The sequence below is a fragment of the Aeromonas sp. 601039 genome (assembly GCF_049174415.1).
Taxonomy (GTDB): Bacteria; Pseudomonadota; Gammaproteobacteria; order Enterobacterales; family Aeromonadaceae; genus Aeromonas; species Aeromonas veronii_A.
Window position 1 is genome coordinate 24661 of sequence record NZ_JAAKTL010000013.1, and the last position, 16594, is coordinate 41254.

The 16594-nt window shown below is 56.6% G+C and carries 13 protein-coding genes; 9 read left to right on the plus strand and 4 right to left on the minus strand.

Going from position 1 to position 16594, the window contains the following annotated elements; genetic code table 11:
* Positions 1-78 precede the first annotated feature (78 nt).
* Positions 79-579 (minus strand): DUF1993 domain-containing protein, encoded by a 501-nt coding sequence (locus G5195_RS12225; RefSeq protein WP_100644779.1) that lies wholly within the window; start codon positions 577-579, stop codon positions 79-81.
* Positions 580-890: 311 nt separating this feature from the next.
* Between G5195_RS12225 and ydfZ the strand changes: the two genes are divergently transcribed.
* The 4 genes from ydfZ (at position 891) to G5195_RS12245 (ending at position 3937) form a co-directional block, all read left to right on the plus strand.
* Positions 891-1088, plus strand: coding sequence for a putative selenium delivery protein YdfZ (gene ydfZ / locus G5195_RS12230; RefSeq protein WP_005342516.1), 198 nt, complete (start codon positions 891-893; stop codon positions 1086-1088).
* Between the two features lie 203 nt (positions 1089-1291).
* Positions 1292-1729, plus strand: coding sequence for a DUF2846 domain-containing protein (locus G5195_RS12235; RefSeq protein ID WP_362785704.1), 438 nt, complete (start codon positions 1292-1294; stop codon positions 1727-1729).
* Between the two features lie 33 nt (positions 1730-1762).
* Positions 1763-3124 (plus strand): hypothetical protein, encoded by a 1362-nt coding sequence (locus G5195_RS12240; RefSeq protein ID WP_179902909.1) that lies wholly within the window; start codon positions 1763-1765, stop codon positions 3122-3124.
* A 51-nt stretch (positions 3125-3175) separates the two neighbouring features.
* Complete coding sequence (locus G5195_RS12245; RefSeq protein WP_421236182.1) at positions 3176-3937, plus strand: hypothetical protein; 762 nt, start codon at positions 3176-3178, stop codon at positions 3935-3937.
* A 158-nt stretch (positions 3938-4095) separates the two neighbouring features.
* Here G5195_RS12245 and uvrD read toward each other — a convergent pair whose 3' ends face one another.
* Positions 4096-6267: a DNA helicase II gene (gene uvrD / locus G5195_RS12250; protein ID WP_167557297.1), complete on the minus strand. Its 2172-nt coding sequence runs from the start codon at positions 6265-6267 to the stop codon at positions 4096-4098.
* Between the two features lie 506 nt (positions 6268-6773).
* Here uvrD and G5195_RS12255 point away from each other — a divergent pair.
* From G5195_RS12255 to G5195_RS12270, 4 genes are all read left to right on the plus strand, one after another.
* Positions 6774-7772, plus strand: a complete 999-nt coding sequence (locus G5195_RS12255) for a BMP family lipoprotein (protein WP_005340803.1) — start codon at positions 6774-6776, stop codon at positions 7770-7772.
* 85 nt (positions 7773-7857) lie between these two features.
* Positions 7858-9423, plus strand: a complete 1566-nt coding sequence (locus G5195_RS12260; RefSeq protein ID WP_158114109.1) for an ABC transporter ATP-binding protein — start codon at positions 7858-7860, stop codon at positions 9421-9423.
* On the plus strand, positions 9423-10541 hold the full coding sequence (locus G5195_RS12265) for an ABC transporter permease (RefSeq protein WP_005357011.1): 1119 nt from the start codon (positions 9423-9425) through the stop codon (positions 10539-10541). Before G5195_RS12260 ends, G5195_RS12265 begins: the two co-directional genes overlap by 1 nt.
* A 2-nt stretch (positions 10542-10543) precedes the next feature.
* Positions 10544-11509 (plus strand): ABC transporter permease, encoded by a 966-nt coding sequence (locus G5195_RS12270; protein WP_005340795.1) that lies wholly within the window; start codon positions 10544-10546, stop codon positions 11507-11509.
* 265 nt (positions 11510-11774) lie between these two features.
* On the opposite strand, the gene G5195_RS12275 is transcribed toward G5195_RS12270, so the two are convergent.
* A complete protein-coding gene (locus G5195_RS12275; protein ID WP_421236183.1) occupies positions 11775-13766 on the minus strand; it encodes a bifunctional 2',3'-cyclic-nucleotide 2'-phosphodiesterase/3'-nucleotidase in 1992 nt (663 codons plus the stop codon).
* 364 nt (positions 13767-14130) lie between these two features.
* Between G5195_RS12275 and G5195_RS12280 the strand changes: the two genes are divergently transcribed.
* Complete coding sequence (locus G5195_RS12280; protein ID WP_421236184.1) at positions 14131-15072, plus strand: hypothetical protein; 942 nt, start codon at positions 14131-14133, stop codon at positions 15070-15072.
* A gap of 81 nt (positions 15073-15153) precedes the next feature.
* Here G5195_RS12280 and mgtE read toward each other — a convergent pair whose 3' ends face one another.
* Positions 15154-16578, minus strand: a complete 1425-nt coding sequence (gene mgtE / locus G5195_RS12285) for a magnesium transporter (RefSeq protein ID WP_421236185.1) — start codon at positions 16576-16578, stop codon at positions 15154-15156.
* Positions 16579-16594: the final 16 nt, after the last annotated feature.

Below are 16594 nucleotides of genomic sequence, written 5' to 3' on the forward strand. Positions count from 1 at the left end.
CCTGCACCACCCGACATAAAAAAGCCTGCCGCATGGCAGGCTTTTGCTCTCTGTTTGCCGCCTGTGGCGGCGCGGCGCTTATTGCAGGTTGAGCCCGCCCAGATAGTCGCGCTTGCCGAGATCGACCCCGGCGCGGCGCAGCAGGGCGTAGGCCATGGTGAGGTGGAAGTAGAAGTTGGGAATGCCGTACTCATGGACGCAGGTATGGCCATCCATCCCCTTGCCGCCCGCCCAGTGGGGCACGTAACGGCCGCTGGCGTACTGGCTGTAGTCCGCGTCCAGCTTGCCTTGCAGATAGGTGATGGTCTTGCCGATATGGGCGCGCAGATCGGCCATGGTTTTGGGGTCATCTCCCAGCACCGGCAGCTCGCTGTGGCTGGCGGTGGCGACCACGGCGCGGGCCGAATCGCAGCAGATCAGCACCTGCTTGGACAGCGGCAACATATCGACGATCAGCCGCTCGCCGAAGAAGTTCTCCACGTTGAACTGCTTCGCCGTAGCGTGGGCCTCGGCCTTGACCAGACAGTGGTCGAGGTTGGTCAGCATCTTGATGAACTGGGCGGTAATGTCGCGATTCATGAGCACTCTCCATCTTGTTGGAACAGCGGCCCGCTTGCGCGGCCACAGTGAATGAGACTGGCTAATCGGCCACCAATATACCCCAACCGCTGCCGGGTTCGAGCCCGCTACGATGAAAAGGGCAGGGCTGCGCTACTTCGCGCGACAACCGCTGGCCAAGCAGCCCTGCTCGCTTTCTGAACCTGTGAGACCCATATCGCCCCTTTTTTGATCTGTGACATAAATCACCTTTTTTCAGAAGCGTAGGCTGAATGCGGTTGTCCTGGACACTCGCCTGCGCATTCGCCAGGACACAAGAAAAGGAGAATGAAATGAAGATCTATGACCGTAACCGCAATGTGCTGAACCTGGGTCAGCGCGTGATGATTGCCGCCACTGGCGCAGTCGATTTTCTGAAAGAGGCCCACACCGACAATATGACCCCCTATCAGGCTGAGCATGAGAAGTGCGTGCTGCTGGCAAACTCCGGTGAGCGCTACGCCCCCATCGAGTTGATTAGACTAGGCTGATCCCTTTCCCTGTCACCCTACTCTTTACAATTCACCCGGCCGCCGCGCCCCATCTGGCGGCCGGGTTTCTAATTTCTCCCCTTCATCCCACCAAATGCCGAAAAATTGAGCCGGGTCACACCCCGACCGATTTGAGCGATTGTCAGCCAGCACAGGCTCATGCGAACCTTTAAACTCCGTTAACTCACTAAAAAATAACGACTATGTTCAGGCAAATAATGATGAGTGCCGCCCTGCTGTCGGCGGCGCTGCTTTCCGGTTGTGCTTCCGTACCCATGGCCGATGCCACCGCAGATGCGCAGGCCAAGCAGTTTGTGGCGCCCAAGGATGCGGCCAACCTCTATATCTATCGCAACGAGACCTTCGGTGCTGCCGTCAAAATGCCGCTGCTGGTGGATGGCGTGGCGGTCGGCGATACCGTGGCCCACACCTACATCCTTAAGCAGGTGACACCGGGCAGCCACACCATCACCTCCAAGTCGGAGAACGATGCCACCCTGACCCTCAGCACCGAGGCGGGTAAAAACTACTACGTATGGCAGGAGGTCAAGATGGGCCTGCTGATGGCCCGCTCCAAGCTGAGTCAGGTCAGTGAGGAGGAGGGCAAGCAAGGGGTGATGGAAAGTAAACTAGTGAAGTAACTAGTTAGATATTAATTTTTCTTGGAAAATAAAATGATTAATCAGTTAACTGATTTAGATGAGTTGTTATTAAAGACAAAAGGCAAGCATGCGCGCGAATATTTAAACGAGGCCATAGTATCCTACAGAGCAGGAGCATATCGTGCAGCCGTTACATCTACATGGATTTCAATTTGTGTTGATGTGATAGAGAAAATAAGAGAGCTTGCTATGGGGGCTGATGCCGAAGCAGTAAATATAGAAAAAAGATTAAATAGCATACATTCTAATGATTTTAGGGGGATGCTTGATTTTGAGAATGACATTTTACGTATTGCACATGAGGATTTAGGTCTTATTTCTCTAATTGAAAAAATTCACTTAGAAAGAATAAAAGAGGATAGAAATATATGTGCCCACCCCACATTCTCGATTGATGGGGCACAGTTTGTTCCTCATCCTGAGATGGCTCGCTCATATATAGCCCAAGCTTCTTTATATCTACTTTGTCAGACGCCAATAAGAGGGAAGGCAATCCTCGACAATATATTTAATTTAATTACCAGTGATTCTTTTCCTGAAAGTCCAGAAAAAGCATTTGCAGTGCTTAAAGCCGACCAGTATCTTGGCAGAGTAAAAGTTTCTGTATATAGAAATATCATAGTGATGTTATTAAAACGACTTTTTAAAGACCCTGATAGCATCAACGAATCCTTGGTTGTTAAAATAACGTCAGCATTGTTTTCTATTGAAAGGCTAAATGCTCAGGAATATAGAGATACATGCATGCAAAAATTTACAGATATATTGTCTGGCACAGATGATACGTTGTTAAAGAGAATTTTGCCAGTAATGTCAATAAAGCCTGATTTATGGATTTATGTTAGCGATGCAATAAAACATAGAGTGGAGCAGGTCATCAAATCCATGGATGCGTATGCATTGGTAAAATATCGTGTGACTAGCGCTAGTGAAAAGATATATGACATTAAGGAATATTTCTATCTCTCTATAGAGGACAAAGATAGTGATGATCTTTTAGATCTTATTAAGGGATCCCCCTCTATACTGCTAATAGATAAGGCGATAGATATTTTCATTAATTCAGGAAGCTTTACCTCAGCCTATAGGAATGGTGTTGATGTATTACTTAAATATGCTGATTGGATTACCGTGGAGCATTTGAAGTTAATATTTGATGGAACAATAAAAAATTCTTGGCGAGGAATAAATCAAATAACCAATGCAGGTGGTATAGGAGATGTATTTGGTGAACTTTTCTTGAAAACCAAAAACATCCCCAAAGAACAGCATAATCATATGTGGGTTGAATTTAGAAATAAACTACTTGATGCAAAAATTCAATATCAAGCTCTTGATTCAGTGATGTCTGATGATGGAATTATCACTGTCTAATTTGGTTTACAGGAATGGTTGTATTTGAAGCTTACTTGAGATGGATGTTTTATGATTTATTTAATTGATGGCTTTTTAAAGAAGAAATTCCAGTTAGGTGACGATTTAGAAGTTAGTGGTTATGTTCTTTTAGCAAGGCTTGCACTTTTTTTTATTACTGCGTCATGGATAGCTTTCTACCCTGCTTACTTGTTACTAATTCATATGAAGGTTGAGGGTTTCTTTTCATACGATGTATTTACGGATGGTTTGTTTGGTATTAAATCGTTTTTGTTTTTAGTATTTATATTGATATCTATGAGCTCACTTTATATGTGGGGATTTATATGTGTTTTCAGATATGCTGTATTGAAAAAATCTAAGGCCCTATATGTAATAGGAATGGTTTTAGTATTCTTTTCGATAGTGACTCATATTTATTTGTTTTCTACAGGCTTTATCTCCGGACACCTATCTAGAGTTATGTGGATATCTCTTTTAGGGTTTGTTTTTTCAAGTGTAATATCATTTTATATTGCTAATCCATTGAAGACTTTTTTATCCAATTGGATTGGGCCGGCTTTAGGTATATTCATTACTGCTACAGTGCCTATTTTCCAAGCAAATATGGCATCTGACATAGTTAAAACTGGTCTTGAAAGCTTTAAAGTGGGAGGCGGGATGGATGTGTCTGTACATAGAGTACATAATAATGCAGAGATTCAAAAAGGGACTTTGCTATTACTGACACCATCCTACATATATTTACGTAGCAGTGAATCAGGATATGTATCTATTACTAGAACGGGTGATACATATGTGGTTGTGAAATAGATATTCTTCTATAACAATCAGCCACAGTGTTATTTATTCAGGCATCCAATGTTCGAATAACTCATATTCGTACACATGAAGTAATGTAAATGAGTGGATGGAAAATATCACAACCAACCCGGCCTAAGCCGGGTTGGTTGCATCAAGAGCGGGAAAAATCAGAGCGCTTCCAATCTGGCATAGGCCGTCACCAGCCACTTGGCGCCGACCTCGTCGAACTGGATCTGCACCCGGCTCTGCTGGCCGACCCCTTCGAAGTTGAGTACCACCCCTTCGCCGAATTTCGGATGGAGCACCCGCTGGCCAAGTTTGATGCCGCTGGCGTCAAAGCTCTGCTGCACCTCGTTCTGGCTAAAGCGGCCGTACTGGGTGGGGCGGCTGACCTGGGTGCGCAGCCGGATCTCTTCCAGACACTCGGCGGGCATTTCGCGGATAAAGCGGCTCGGCTTGTGGAACATCTCACGGCCGTAGATGCGGCGGCTCTCCGCATAACAGATGTAGAGCTTCTCCATGGCGCGGGTCATGCCGACGTAACAGAGGCGGCGCTCCTCTTCCAGCCGGCCCGACTCCTCGGTGGATTGCTGGCTGGGGAACATCCCTTCCTCAACGCCGACCAGCAGCACCAGCGGGAACTCCAAGCCCTTGGCGCTGTGCAGGGTCATCAGCTGTACCGCATCGGCATATTCGTCCGCCTGATTCTCGCCGGATTCCAGCGCCGCGTGGGCGAGGAAGGCGGAGAGATCGCTCATATCCTCCAGCTCGTCCGGGCGCTGGTACTGGCGGCAGGCGGTGACCAGTTCGTCCAGGTTCTCTACCCGCGCCTGGGATTTCTCGCCTTTTTCCGCCAGATACATCGCCTTGAGGCCGGAGTTCTGGATGGCGATATCCGCCTGCTGGTGCAGCGGCAGCATGGCTACCTGCTCCTCCAGCGCGTCGATCAGCTCGACAAAGCCGCGCACCGCGTTACCGGCGCGACCGGTCAGCACCTTGTCATTGAGCAGCGCCTTGGCCGATTGCCACAGGTTGAGCCCCTGATCGCGGGCGTTGCCGCGCAGGATCTCGAGGGTGCGATCGCCGATGCCGCGGGTCGGGGTGTTGACCACCCGCTCGAAGCTGGCATCGTCGCCACGGTTGTTGATAAGACGCAGGTAGGCCATGGCGTCCTTGATCTCTTGCCGCTCGAAGAAGCGCAGGCCGCCGTAGATGCGATACGGCATGGCGTCCTGCATCAGTGCCTCTTCCAGCACCCGTGACTGGGCGTTGGAGCGATAGAGGATGGCGCAGTCGGCCAAGAGGCCGCCCTTTTCCTTCCAATCCTTGAGACGGCCGACCACGAAGCGCGCTTCGTCCACCTCGTTGAAGGCGGCGTAGAGGGAAATCGGCTCGCCCTCGGCCCCTTCGGTCCACAGCTCCTTGCCAAGGCGCTCGGCGTTGTTGGCGATAACGCTGTTGGCCGCTTTGAGGATATTGGCGGTGGAGCGGTAGTTCTGCTCGAGGCGGATGGTCTCGGCGCCCTGATAGTCGGTCAGGAAGCGCTGGATGTTCTCGATCTTGGCGCCGCGCCAGCCGTAGATGGACTGGTCATCGTCGCCGACGATCATCACCTTGCCGCTGTTGCCCGCCAGCATCCGCAGCCAGGCGTACTGGATGCCGTTGGTATCCTGAAACTCGTCCACCAGGATGTTCTGGAAGCGGTCGCGGTAGTGCTCGAGGATGTGCGGCTTGTTCAGCCACAGCTCGTGGGCGCGCAGCAGCAGCTCTGCAAAATCCACCAGCCCGGAGCGATCGCAGGTCTCCTGATAGGTCTTGTAGATCTGCTGGTAGGTGCGGGTGACGGGGTCGCCATAGAGATCGATGTCGCCGGGGCGCAGCCCCTCGTCCTTCTTGCCGTTGATGTAGCCCATCACGGCGCGCGGGGCCCAGTGCTTCTCGTCGAGGTTGAGCGCCTTGAGCACCCGGCGAATGAGGCGGTACTGGTCGTCCGAGTCGAGGATCTGGAAGTCCTGCGGCAGCCCCGCATCCAGATGGTGGGCCCGCAGCAATCGGTGGGCGATGCCGTGGAAGGTGCCAATCCACATGCCGCGCACCCCGTCCCCTATCACCTTCTCGACCCGGCCGCGCATCTCGGCCGCCGCCTTGTTGGTAAAGGTCACGGCGATGATGGAGAAGGGTGAACAGCGTTCCACCTGCATCAGCCAGGCGATGCGGTGCACCAGCACCCGGGTCTTGCCCGAACCGGCACCGGCCAGCACCAGCAGGTTGCTGCGGGGCGCCGCAACGGCATCTCTTTGCTTGTCGTTGAGCCCGTCGAGCAGGGTTGAAACGTCCATCACCACTCCTGTTTATTTATACAGGCTGGGATTATACGGCCATCCCCCCTGCCAGACCAAATCCAAACTCGGGGGAGGGGCGAGATGGGGTCTTGCAGGGGCGCCGGTGCGGCCATTTTTGGCTGGCGCAGAGAGAACGGGACGGGGAGGTCTCCAGCTGTAGCCAATCTTTGCTCGCGCGGTTTGTGGGGATTTTGCGAGCCGGATCACGGGCTTGCCGGGGGGCTGGATGAATAAGAGGGGAAAACGGTTTACAGTAACTTGCTGAACAATAAGAGAAATGTCGTTTGGGTCTTTTGGTTGTTAGCATAAAAAACTGAAAAGTAGCTAAAAAACAACTGCTTATAAGGTTATTTGCTTAGAATTCAAACCGTTAACGCAAACGTTTTTCCCTTATCATTTGCTTGACCCGCATCGGGGCTGACTTAGAGTAAGCCTGCGTGCTAGATAGCCTGCTCTGACAGGCAAGCAAGTTCCCTCACTTAATAACAATCAAGGATACGATCGTGACTAAAGTGCTCAAGCTGGCCACTGTGGCCTCCCTCACTCTCGCTGCTCTCTCTGCTCAGGCTGCTTCCGAGCCAGCCGTCATTTATGACACCGCGGGCAAGTATGACAAATCATTCAACGAAGCCGTGTTCCGTAACGGCGTCGAGCTCTACAACAAGGACAAGGGTGTCAAGGTCAAAGAGTTTGAACCCCAGAACGAAGCCCAGCGCGAGCAGGGTCTGCGTCGTCTGGCCAGCCGTGGCAACGGCCCGATCGTGGCGGTCGGTTTCAACATGGGTTCTGCCGTTGAGAAAGTAGCGACCGAATTCCCGAAAACCCAGTTCACCATCATCGACATGGTGGTCGACAAGCCGAACGTCCAGTCCGTCATCTTCAAGGAGCATGAAGGTTCCTTCCTGGTGGGCGCGCTGGCTGCCATCGCTTCCAAGAGCGGCAAGGTCGGCTTCGTGGGCGGCATGGATATCCCGCTGATCCGCAAATTCCAGTGCGGTTACGAGCAGGGTGCCAAGTTCGTCAATCCGAAGATCGAAGTGTTCCAGAACATGGCGGGCTCTACCCCGGCCGCGTTTGCTGACCCGGCCAAAGGTGCCGAGCTGGCCAAGTCCCAGTTCGCCAAGGGGGCTGACGTGGTTTACGCCGCAGCTGGCGGTACCGGTATCGGTGTCTATCAGGCAGCCAAGGACAGCGGCAAGTTCGCCATCGGTGTGGACTCCAACCAGAACCACCTGCAACCGGGCACCATGCTGACCTCCATGGTCAAGTCTGTGGGTCTGGCCGCTTACCAGACCTGGGATGACGCTGCCAAAGGCGAGTGGAAGCCGGGTATCAAGAACCTGGGTCTGGCCGAAGGCGGTGTGGATTGGGCGCTCGACAAGGACAACGAGAAGCTGATCACCCCGGAAATGAAAGCCAAGGTGGATGCCATCAAGGCTGAAATCATCGCTGGCAAGGTCAAAGTTCATGACTACATGAGCGATAACACCTGCAAATACTAATTAGATAGCTGCTACGACTCTCAACGCACCACCGGCCCGCACGGGCCGGTTTTTAGTCTTATTTCATGAAACGCAGGGCTGCATCATGGACCAGACAGATCGCTATGCCATCGAATTAAGAGGTATCGATAAGCGGTTCGGCGAAGTGTACGCCAACAAGCTGATCGACCTTAAGGTTCGCAAAGGCAGTATCCACGGCATTGTCGGCGAAAATGGCGCCGGTAAGTCCACCCTGATGAGCATCATTTATGGTTTCTACCATGCCGACAAAGGCGAGATGCTGATCGACGGGAATCCTTTCAAACCCCATGGCTCACAAGATGCGATTGCCGCAGGGGTGGGCATGGTTCACCAGCACTTCATGCTGGTCAATAACTTCACCGTATTGGAAAACGTCATCCTCGGCGCTGAGAACGGCTGGCACCTTCAGCAGAGCGTGGCGTCAGCCGAAAAGCTGCTGGGCGAACTGGCGCGGGATTATGGCCTCGACGTGCCGCTGCACGAGAAGGTCGAAGATCTGCCGGTTGGCTTGCAACAGCGGGTCGAAATTCTCAAGGCGCTCTATCGCGGCGCCCGCATCCTGATCCTCGACGAGCCGACCGGGGTACTGACCCCGCAAGAGGCGGATCACCTGTTCGAGGTGCTGAAAAAGCTGCGGGATCAGGGGGCGACCATCATCCTCATCACCCACAAGCTGCGGGAGATCCTGGCCATTACCGATCAGGTTTCCATCATGCGCCGTGGCGAGATGGTGGCGCACGTCGCCACCAAGGATACCGACAAGGAGCAACTGGCCGAACTGATGGTGGGCCGCAAGGTGCGCCTCAAGGTCGACAAGGGGCCAACCCAGCCCGGTGAAGCCAAGCTGAAGATCGAAGGGCTCAGCTATTTCGACGCCAGCAAGGTGGAGCGGGTCAAATCGGTCAGCTTCGAGGTGCGGGCTGGTGAAGTGGTCGGCATCGCCGGGGTCTCCGGCAACGGTCAGTCCGAACTGCTCAGCCTGCTTGGCGGCATTCTCAAACCGAGCAAGGGTGGCTTCACCATCAGCAGTCGCAGCGGTGTACACAAGGTGAGCGCGGAGCAACCGGCCGATCCCGAGCTGGTGCGCAACTACGGCCTCGGTCATGTGCCGGAAGATCGCCACAAGATGGGGCTGATCAACCGCTTCGAGGCGAAAGAGGCCTTTATCCTCGGTTATCACCGCCGTCCGCAATACAACAAGGGGTGGCTGCAGAACAAGGAGGCGATCCAGCAGGATTGTCAGGCCAAGATGGAGAAGTGGGACGTGCGCCCGCCCCATCCCGATCACAAGACCGCCAACTTCTCCGGTGGCAACCAGCAGAAGCTGGTGATCGCCCGTGAAGTGGAGCAGGACCCGGATGTGCTGTTGATCGGCCAGCCGACCCGCGGGGTCGACATCGGCGCCATCGAGTATATCCACCAGCAGATCATCGCCATGCGTGACAAGGGCAAGGCGGTATTGCTGGTCTCGGTGGAGCTGGACGAGATCATGAGCCTCGCTGACCGGATTCTGGTCATTGCCGATGGTCGCATCGTCGGCGAGCTGGATGGTGCCAAGGCGGATGAGCGCACCATTGGTCTGATGATGGCGAACATAGTGCCGGACGAAGTAGCCAAGGAGGCCCACTGATGAGCCAAGTACGTATTCCTGCCTGGGTCTCCGTAGGCGTCTTGTCTGCGGTCAACATCCTGCTGGCCTTCCTGGTGTCGGCCATTCTGTTCTACTACCTCGACATCAACCCGGTCGATGCCGCCAAGATCATGTGGTACGGCGCGTTCGGCACCGGTGAAGGGGTCGGCTTTACCCTCTACTACGCAACCGGTTTTATCTTTACCGGTCTGTCGGTGGCGGTCGCCTTTCACGCCGGTCTGTTCAATATCGGCGGTGAAGGTCAGGCCTATATCGGCGGGCTCGGTGTGGGTCTGGTCTGTCTGATGCTTGGTGATGTGCTGCCGTTTGCCCTGCTGTTGCCGCTCTCCATCATTGCCGGTGGTCTGTTCGGCGCCGCTTGGGCCTTTATTCCGGCCTGGCTGCAAGCCAAGCGCGGCAGCCACATCGTGATCACCACCATCATGTTCAACTTCATCGCCGCCTCCCTGATGGCCTATCTGCTGGTGGAGGTGTTCAAGCCGCCCGGCTCGATGGCGACCGAGAGCAAGGTGTTTGCCGAAGCAAGCTGGCTGCCCAAGATGAGCGGGTTGGCGAACCTGTTCGGGATGGAGATCCCCAACAGCCCCCTTAACATCAGCTTCTTCTGGGCGCTGATCTGTGCGGCGCTGGTGTGGGTCTTTATCTGGCACACCCGCTGGGGTTACGAGATCCGCTCGGTCGGGGCCAGCCAAAGCGCCTCCGCCTACGCCGGTATCTCCTATCCCAAGGTGGTGATCCTGGCGATGGTCATCTCCGGCATGTTGTCGGGCTTCTTTGCCCTCAACGTGCTGCAGGGTGAGCTGCACCAGATCAAGCTCAACTTCGTGGAAGGATTCGGCTTCACCGGTATCGCGGTGGCGCTGATGGGGCGCAACCATCCGGTCGGCGTCATCATCGCAAGCCTGCTGTTCGGTTTCCTCTATCAGGGGGGCGCCGAGCTCAGCTTCGAGTTCGGTGTCGACCGCAACATCGTGGTGGTGTTGCAGGGTCTGGTGATCCTGTTCTGTGGCGCCCTTGAGCACATGATGCGTCCGCGTATCGAGCAGCTCTATCTGGCGTTTGCCAACCGCTCAGCCGCGCAAGCTAAAGGAGTCTGATCATGTTTGAAATTCTGATCCTGATGCTGGATGCAACCATTCGTACTGCGCCGCCGCTCATTCTCGCCGCCATGGCGGGCATGTTTTGCGAGCGCTCCGGGGTGGTCAATATCGCGCTGGAAGGCAAACTGCTGGCAGCAGCGTTCGCCAGTGGTGCGGCTGCGGCGGTCTCCGGTTCTGCCTGGGTAGGTCTGGGTGCCGGGGTGGGTGTCTCCATCCTGTTCGCCCTGATGCACGGTTTTGCCACCATCACCCATCGCGGTGATCAGGTGGTGAGCGGCATGGCCATCAACATTCTGGCGGCCGGTCTGACCGTCACCCTGGGCCGTTACTGGTTCGATCAGGGTGGCCAGACGCCGGCGCTCTCCGGTGATGCCCGTTTCGCCCCCATCGATCTGCCCTATGCCAAGGAGTTGTGGGATGTGCCGGTGATCGGCCAGCTCTACAGCGAGCTGTTGAGCGGCCACTCCCTGCTGGAGTACGTGGCGTTTGCCTGCGTACCGCTGGCCTGGTGGGTGATGTTCCGTACCCGCTTCGGTCTGCGTCTGCGGGCGGTGGGTGAGGCGCCCGCAGCGGTCGATACCGCCGGTATCTCTGTGGTGCGGATGCGCTACACCGCGCTCCTCATCGGCGGCCTGCTGGCCGGTATCGGTGGCACCTATCTGGCGGTGGCCCAGACGGCCCAGTTCATCCCCAACATGAGTGCGGGCAAGGGCTTTATGGCGCTGGCGGCGCTGGTGTTCGGCAAGTGGCGCCCCTGGAATGCCATGGCCGCCTGTCTGCTGTTCGGCTTCCTCGATGCGGTCGCCATCCGGCTGCAAGGGGTGAGCATCGGTGGCTTCGCCATTCCGGTGCAGGCCATCGAGGCACTGCCCTACATCCTGACCGTGTTCCTACTGGCCGGTTTTATCGGCCGCGCGGTGGCACCCAAGGCACTTGGTACACCTTATGTGAAGGAGCGGGAGTAGCGCCCTCTATCGCGATACTCCCGGTCACACAGATAACTGCAGGCCCACTTCGGTGGGCCTGTTTTTTTATGGGCGGGATGGGGCAGATCAGCCGGGATCTGGATGGTTCGACAGAGGGAGGCGATGGCGTGAAGGGATAAATGGGCTGCGTGAGTTGCTGCGGGTAGCGGCTGGCGTACAAGAGCTGACCCTCTGCCTGCACCATCAAAAACCCCCTCGTATCAGGAGGGGGTTGCAGAAGTTATTGCCGGATTAACCCTGAGACTCAGGGTGCCAGCACCAGCTTGTAGACACCAAAGCCGGGGTGTTTGGCATCGGTGGGCGGCAGGGTCTCCACATAGTTCAGCTTGCCACCGGTCAGGGCTTGCGCCTCGCTGCGTGGCGAGCTGTAGATGCGCAGATCCAGATTGGCGGGCAGGGGGGCCAGCTGCCAGTTGTTGTCTGCCGGGGGCTCGAAACCGGCCGGATTCTTCTCTGCCAGATCCTTGAGGTATTCGGAGAGCACTTCGCGGGTTTCGAACTGATCTTCATGGACGATCACCTTGGCGTTTATGCCCGGGAAGTTGCCACCACCACTGGCGCGGTAGTTGTTGGTCACCACGTAGAACATCTGGGCCGGGTCGATTGCCTTGCCCTGATAGGTGAGGTTGGTGATGCGGTAGCTGTCGCTCACCTTGTTGCCATCCACATCGTAACGGGCGGGTTTGGTCACATCGACCTGATAGTTCACCCCGTCGATCACGTCGAAGTTGTAGGTGCGGTACTTCTCGTTCACCAGCCACTGGGTGGCGGTGCTGGCGGCATCGATCTTGTTGAACTGGACGGCGCTCTTCTCCAGCCACTCCTGTACGGTCGCGCCATTGATGGCGACCACCTGCAGGGTGTTGGGGTAGACATAGAGGTCGGCCACGTTGCGCAGGGAGATATCGCCAGCCGGTACATAGGTGAAGTCGGTCGGGCCGTTGCGACCGCCACGGAATGGCGCGGCGGCGGAGAGGATGGGCCATTTCTCCTTGAGCTGACCATCCTGTTGCAGTTTCTTGGCGTGCCACAGCTGGGCGTCGCTGACGATCTGGATGGAGGGGTCATCCTGTACCAGCGCGAAGAAGCTGTGGATTGGCTTGGTGATCTTGCTGAGGGGCTCGTCCAGCCACTGGTTGGCCTGCTCGTGCTCGGCAATGACCTGATCGACTACCGCCTGATCTTCGGTGCTGGTGGCGCTGCTGTCGATTTTGCGCAGCTGGGACTGGCTGGAGGCCACTTCCCAGCGACCCTCTTTCCAGGTCATGTGCAGGTCGATGATGCCGAGGTGGTTGCCCCAGACGCCCGGCATCACGGTCGGTACCCCCGCCAGGGTGCCTTTCTCGTTGTCCACGTCGGTCATGTTGGGGTAGTCACCCGGGAAGGTACGGTGGGCGTGGCCCAGCAGCAGGGCATCAACCCCTTTCACCTTGGCCAGCGGCAGGGCGGCGTTCTCCATCATGGGTTCGCGCGGGTCACCTATGATGCCGGTGTGGGCCACGACCACGACGATGTCAGCGCCCTTGGCGCGGATTTCGGGTACATAGTGCTCGGCGGTCTCGACCATATCGGCCACCACCACCTTGCCTTCCAGATTGCGCTTGTCCCACTGGGTGATCTGGGGGGGAGTCAGCCCCAGCACACCGACCTTGATGGTCTGGGTATTGCCGTTGGCATCCTTCACCTGACGATCCAGCACCACATAGGGTTTGAACTTCTGCTTGCTCCAGTCGATGGTGCCCTTGCCATCACGGCTGAAGGCATCGGCCTGGAAGACGTTGGCGTTGATGTAGGGGTAGTTGGCCCCTTTCAGGGTCTCCGAGAGGAAGTCGAGACCGAAGTTGAATTCGTGGTTGCCCAGGTTGCCGACATCATAGCTCATGGTGTTGAGCGCCTTGATGGCGGGATGGGTCTGCTTGCTCAACCACTGCTGTTTGACCTGCTGGTCGTGGATATAGTCGGCCAGCGGGGTGCCCTGGATCAGGTCGCCGTTGTCGACCAGTAAGTTGTTGGCGTTCTCTTCGCGGGCCTTGCGGATCAGCACTGCGGTGCGGGCAAAGCCCAGCGAGGCATCCGGCTTGTTCTGGTAGTAGTCGTAGCTCAGCAGGTTGGAGTGGATATCAGAGGTTTCGATCAGCCGCAGGGTGAGATCACCGGGGGCCTGAGAGTTGTTGTCGTCACAGCCGGACAGCAAAAAGATAACTGCCACCGCGCTCAGTTTGAGGGTGGTTTTCATTGTTGAATTCTCTTGTTATGGGTATGCCAGCGTGGAGCATTCTATCGATAGCAAAAGAATCCTATTGTGAGCCGGCTGGCAATTCGGGTTAATTGCCTTCCTGTTAATAGAGTTATGGCTCTGATTTTAATCTCTTTTTTTTATCTTTCTTCAGGGCCGCCACCCTCAATGCTATTTCACTGTTAGTCACCCTGTTGTCGTCACCGCTGTGCGGTCGGGGCAAGCGGAGCGGTCTGCCGCTCCTGCGAGGCTGTAATGGTTGGTTACAGATCTCCATTCGACTGATAGATGACCTTTCCCTTAAATTCAGCGGCGATTGATTGCATCTAAAAAATTACAAAGCGACAGCAAGGAATAAAACTTCATGAAAATGCACAACAAAGCGCTGCTGGCCATCGCCTGCGCTGCGGCCCTGTCTGCCTGTGACAGCGAAAAAGCTGCCAACAGCATCGCCAAGCGGGTGCCTCTGGCTCTGCCGGAGGCGGGTCTTTACCAAGCGAATCTGATGAGCCGCGACGGTGACAAGGCGACGCCGCGCATGATCAAGGATCTGGATGGTCTGGCGCTGGTCTACCCGAAGGGTGAAACCGTGCAGTACTGGGGTGTCTGGGTGGATCATCAGGTGGGCAAGGTCGAGACCAACAGCCAGTGGCTGGGTCAGGCTGACCAGAAAGCCGACAAAGACGGGATCTACCCGGTGCAGTTGATCCGCAACAGCGAGCGGCTCGGCACCAGCACGGCGCTCAGCTCGGTGACCAACGACCACAACCTCATCACCTTCCAGGATCAGCCGGTCATCGATCTGCAGGGCAAGGAGATCAAGCGCTGGGTTTTTGATTTCACCCGGACCGGCACCAAGTTCTCCGACAACTCCCCCATCTATTCCGGTTTCAGCGGTCATGTGGCGGTGACGGCCCTGACCACCAAAGCGGTGACCACGGCCAGCTGGGGTGCCACGGACAGCGATGGCTTCAGCAGCGACATGGTGGGCAAGGTGGATACCACCAACAACGGCGGCAAGCTGACGGTAGCGATCGAGTTTCCGGCGGCAGGTTGTACGCTGGTGGGCGAGGGGAGTGCCACTGCCGGGTTGAGCAAGCTGACCATGACCGGATTTGGCAAGTGCAACTTCAAGCAATCCGCTGCCGCCACGCCGATCGAAAACCTCTGGAATGCCGCTCTGGCCCGGGCGATGGATAACAGCGTCGCCTATGTCACCACCTATACCACGGATGCCAAAAAAGAGGCGCTGGTCATCGGCTTCCCCGACACCAATGGCCTGCTGATCACCGCTGACAAGCGGTAAGCAGCCCAACGGCAGGGGCGGGCAAACACGCCTGAAACAACAAGGGAGCCAGTGGCTCCCTTGTTGTTTTCAACGCACGGTTTACAGCAGGAACAGGGTCGCCAGCCCGAGGAAGATAAAGAAGCCGCCTGTGTCGGTGATGGCGGTGATCATCACGCTGGCACCGACTGCCGGGTCGCGGCCGAGGCGGGTCATGGTCATGGGGATGATGACCCCCATCAGGGCGGCCACCAGCAGGTTGAGCATCATGGCCAGGGTCATCACGGCGCCGAGCGCCGCATCCTGATAGAGCAGATAGGTGGCGATGCCCATGGTGCCGCCCCACACCAGCCCGTTGATAAAGGCGACGCCAAGTTCCCGCAGCAGCAGGAAGGAGAGGTTGCCTGCCTGAATGTGCTGCAGCGCCAGCGCCCGCACTATCATGGTGATGGTCTGGTTACCGGTGTTGCCGCCGATCCCGGCGACGATGGGCATCAGGGCCGCCAGTGCCACCAGTTGGGAGATGGTGTGCTCGAACAGGCCGATCACCCGCGAGGCGACAAAGGCGGTGCAGAGGTTGATGGCAAGCCAGGCCCAGCGGGTCTTGACCGCCTTGGAGACGGGCGCGAATACGTCTTCATCCTCGCTGATACCCCCCATCCGGCGCAGGTCGGTGTCACTCTCCTCATAGACCAGATCCACCACCTCTTCGACGGTGAGGCGGCCCATCAGCTTGCCCTTGCCATCCACCACGGCGGCGGAGAGCAGGTCATCCCGCTCGAAGGTGCGGGCGGCCGCTTCGTCGTTATCCTCCGGATCGAAGGTGACCGGATCCCGCTCCATCACGTCGCTCACCAGGATGGCGGGCTTGTGCAGCAGGACAGTGGTGAGGGCCAGCTCCCCCAGCAGGTGGTTGCGCCGATCGATGACGAACAGCTTGTCGGTGTTGGCGGGGATCTTGCCGCGCAGGCGCAGATAGCGCTGCACCGTGGCGAGCGTCACCTCGGGGCGGATGGTGATGATCTCGAAGTCCATCATGGCGCCGACGGTGTGCTTGCCGTAGCGGATCACCTCCCGCACCCGATCCCGCTCTTCGGGGGCCATATAGGTGAGCAGCCGCCCCATCAGGTTGCGGGGCAGGTACTGGCCCAGATAGATCTGGTCGTCGATATCCAGGGTGCGCAGGGCGTGCAGCAGCTCCTTGTCGCTCATCCCGCTGATGAGGCTGTCCCATACCGTCTCCGACGCTTCGACCAGGATCTGGCCGCGCTTCTCCTCCTCCACCAGTGCCCACAGGGCATGACGTTCATCAGGCGGCAGCGACTCCAGCGCATCGGCGACGTCGGCGGCGGGCAACCCGTTGACCAGCGCAGTGAGTTCGCTGGTCTGATCGCGCTGCTCGGCATCCTGCACCACCTGCGGGTCGAGCAGGCTGTCGGTGAGGGCATCATCGCGCAGCAGCAGGGTGAGAATGCGGGATCTGTCATCCGCGCGCTGCCGGGCGCTGTTCTTGATGGGAAGAGACATGGGATGAATTCCTGAG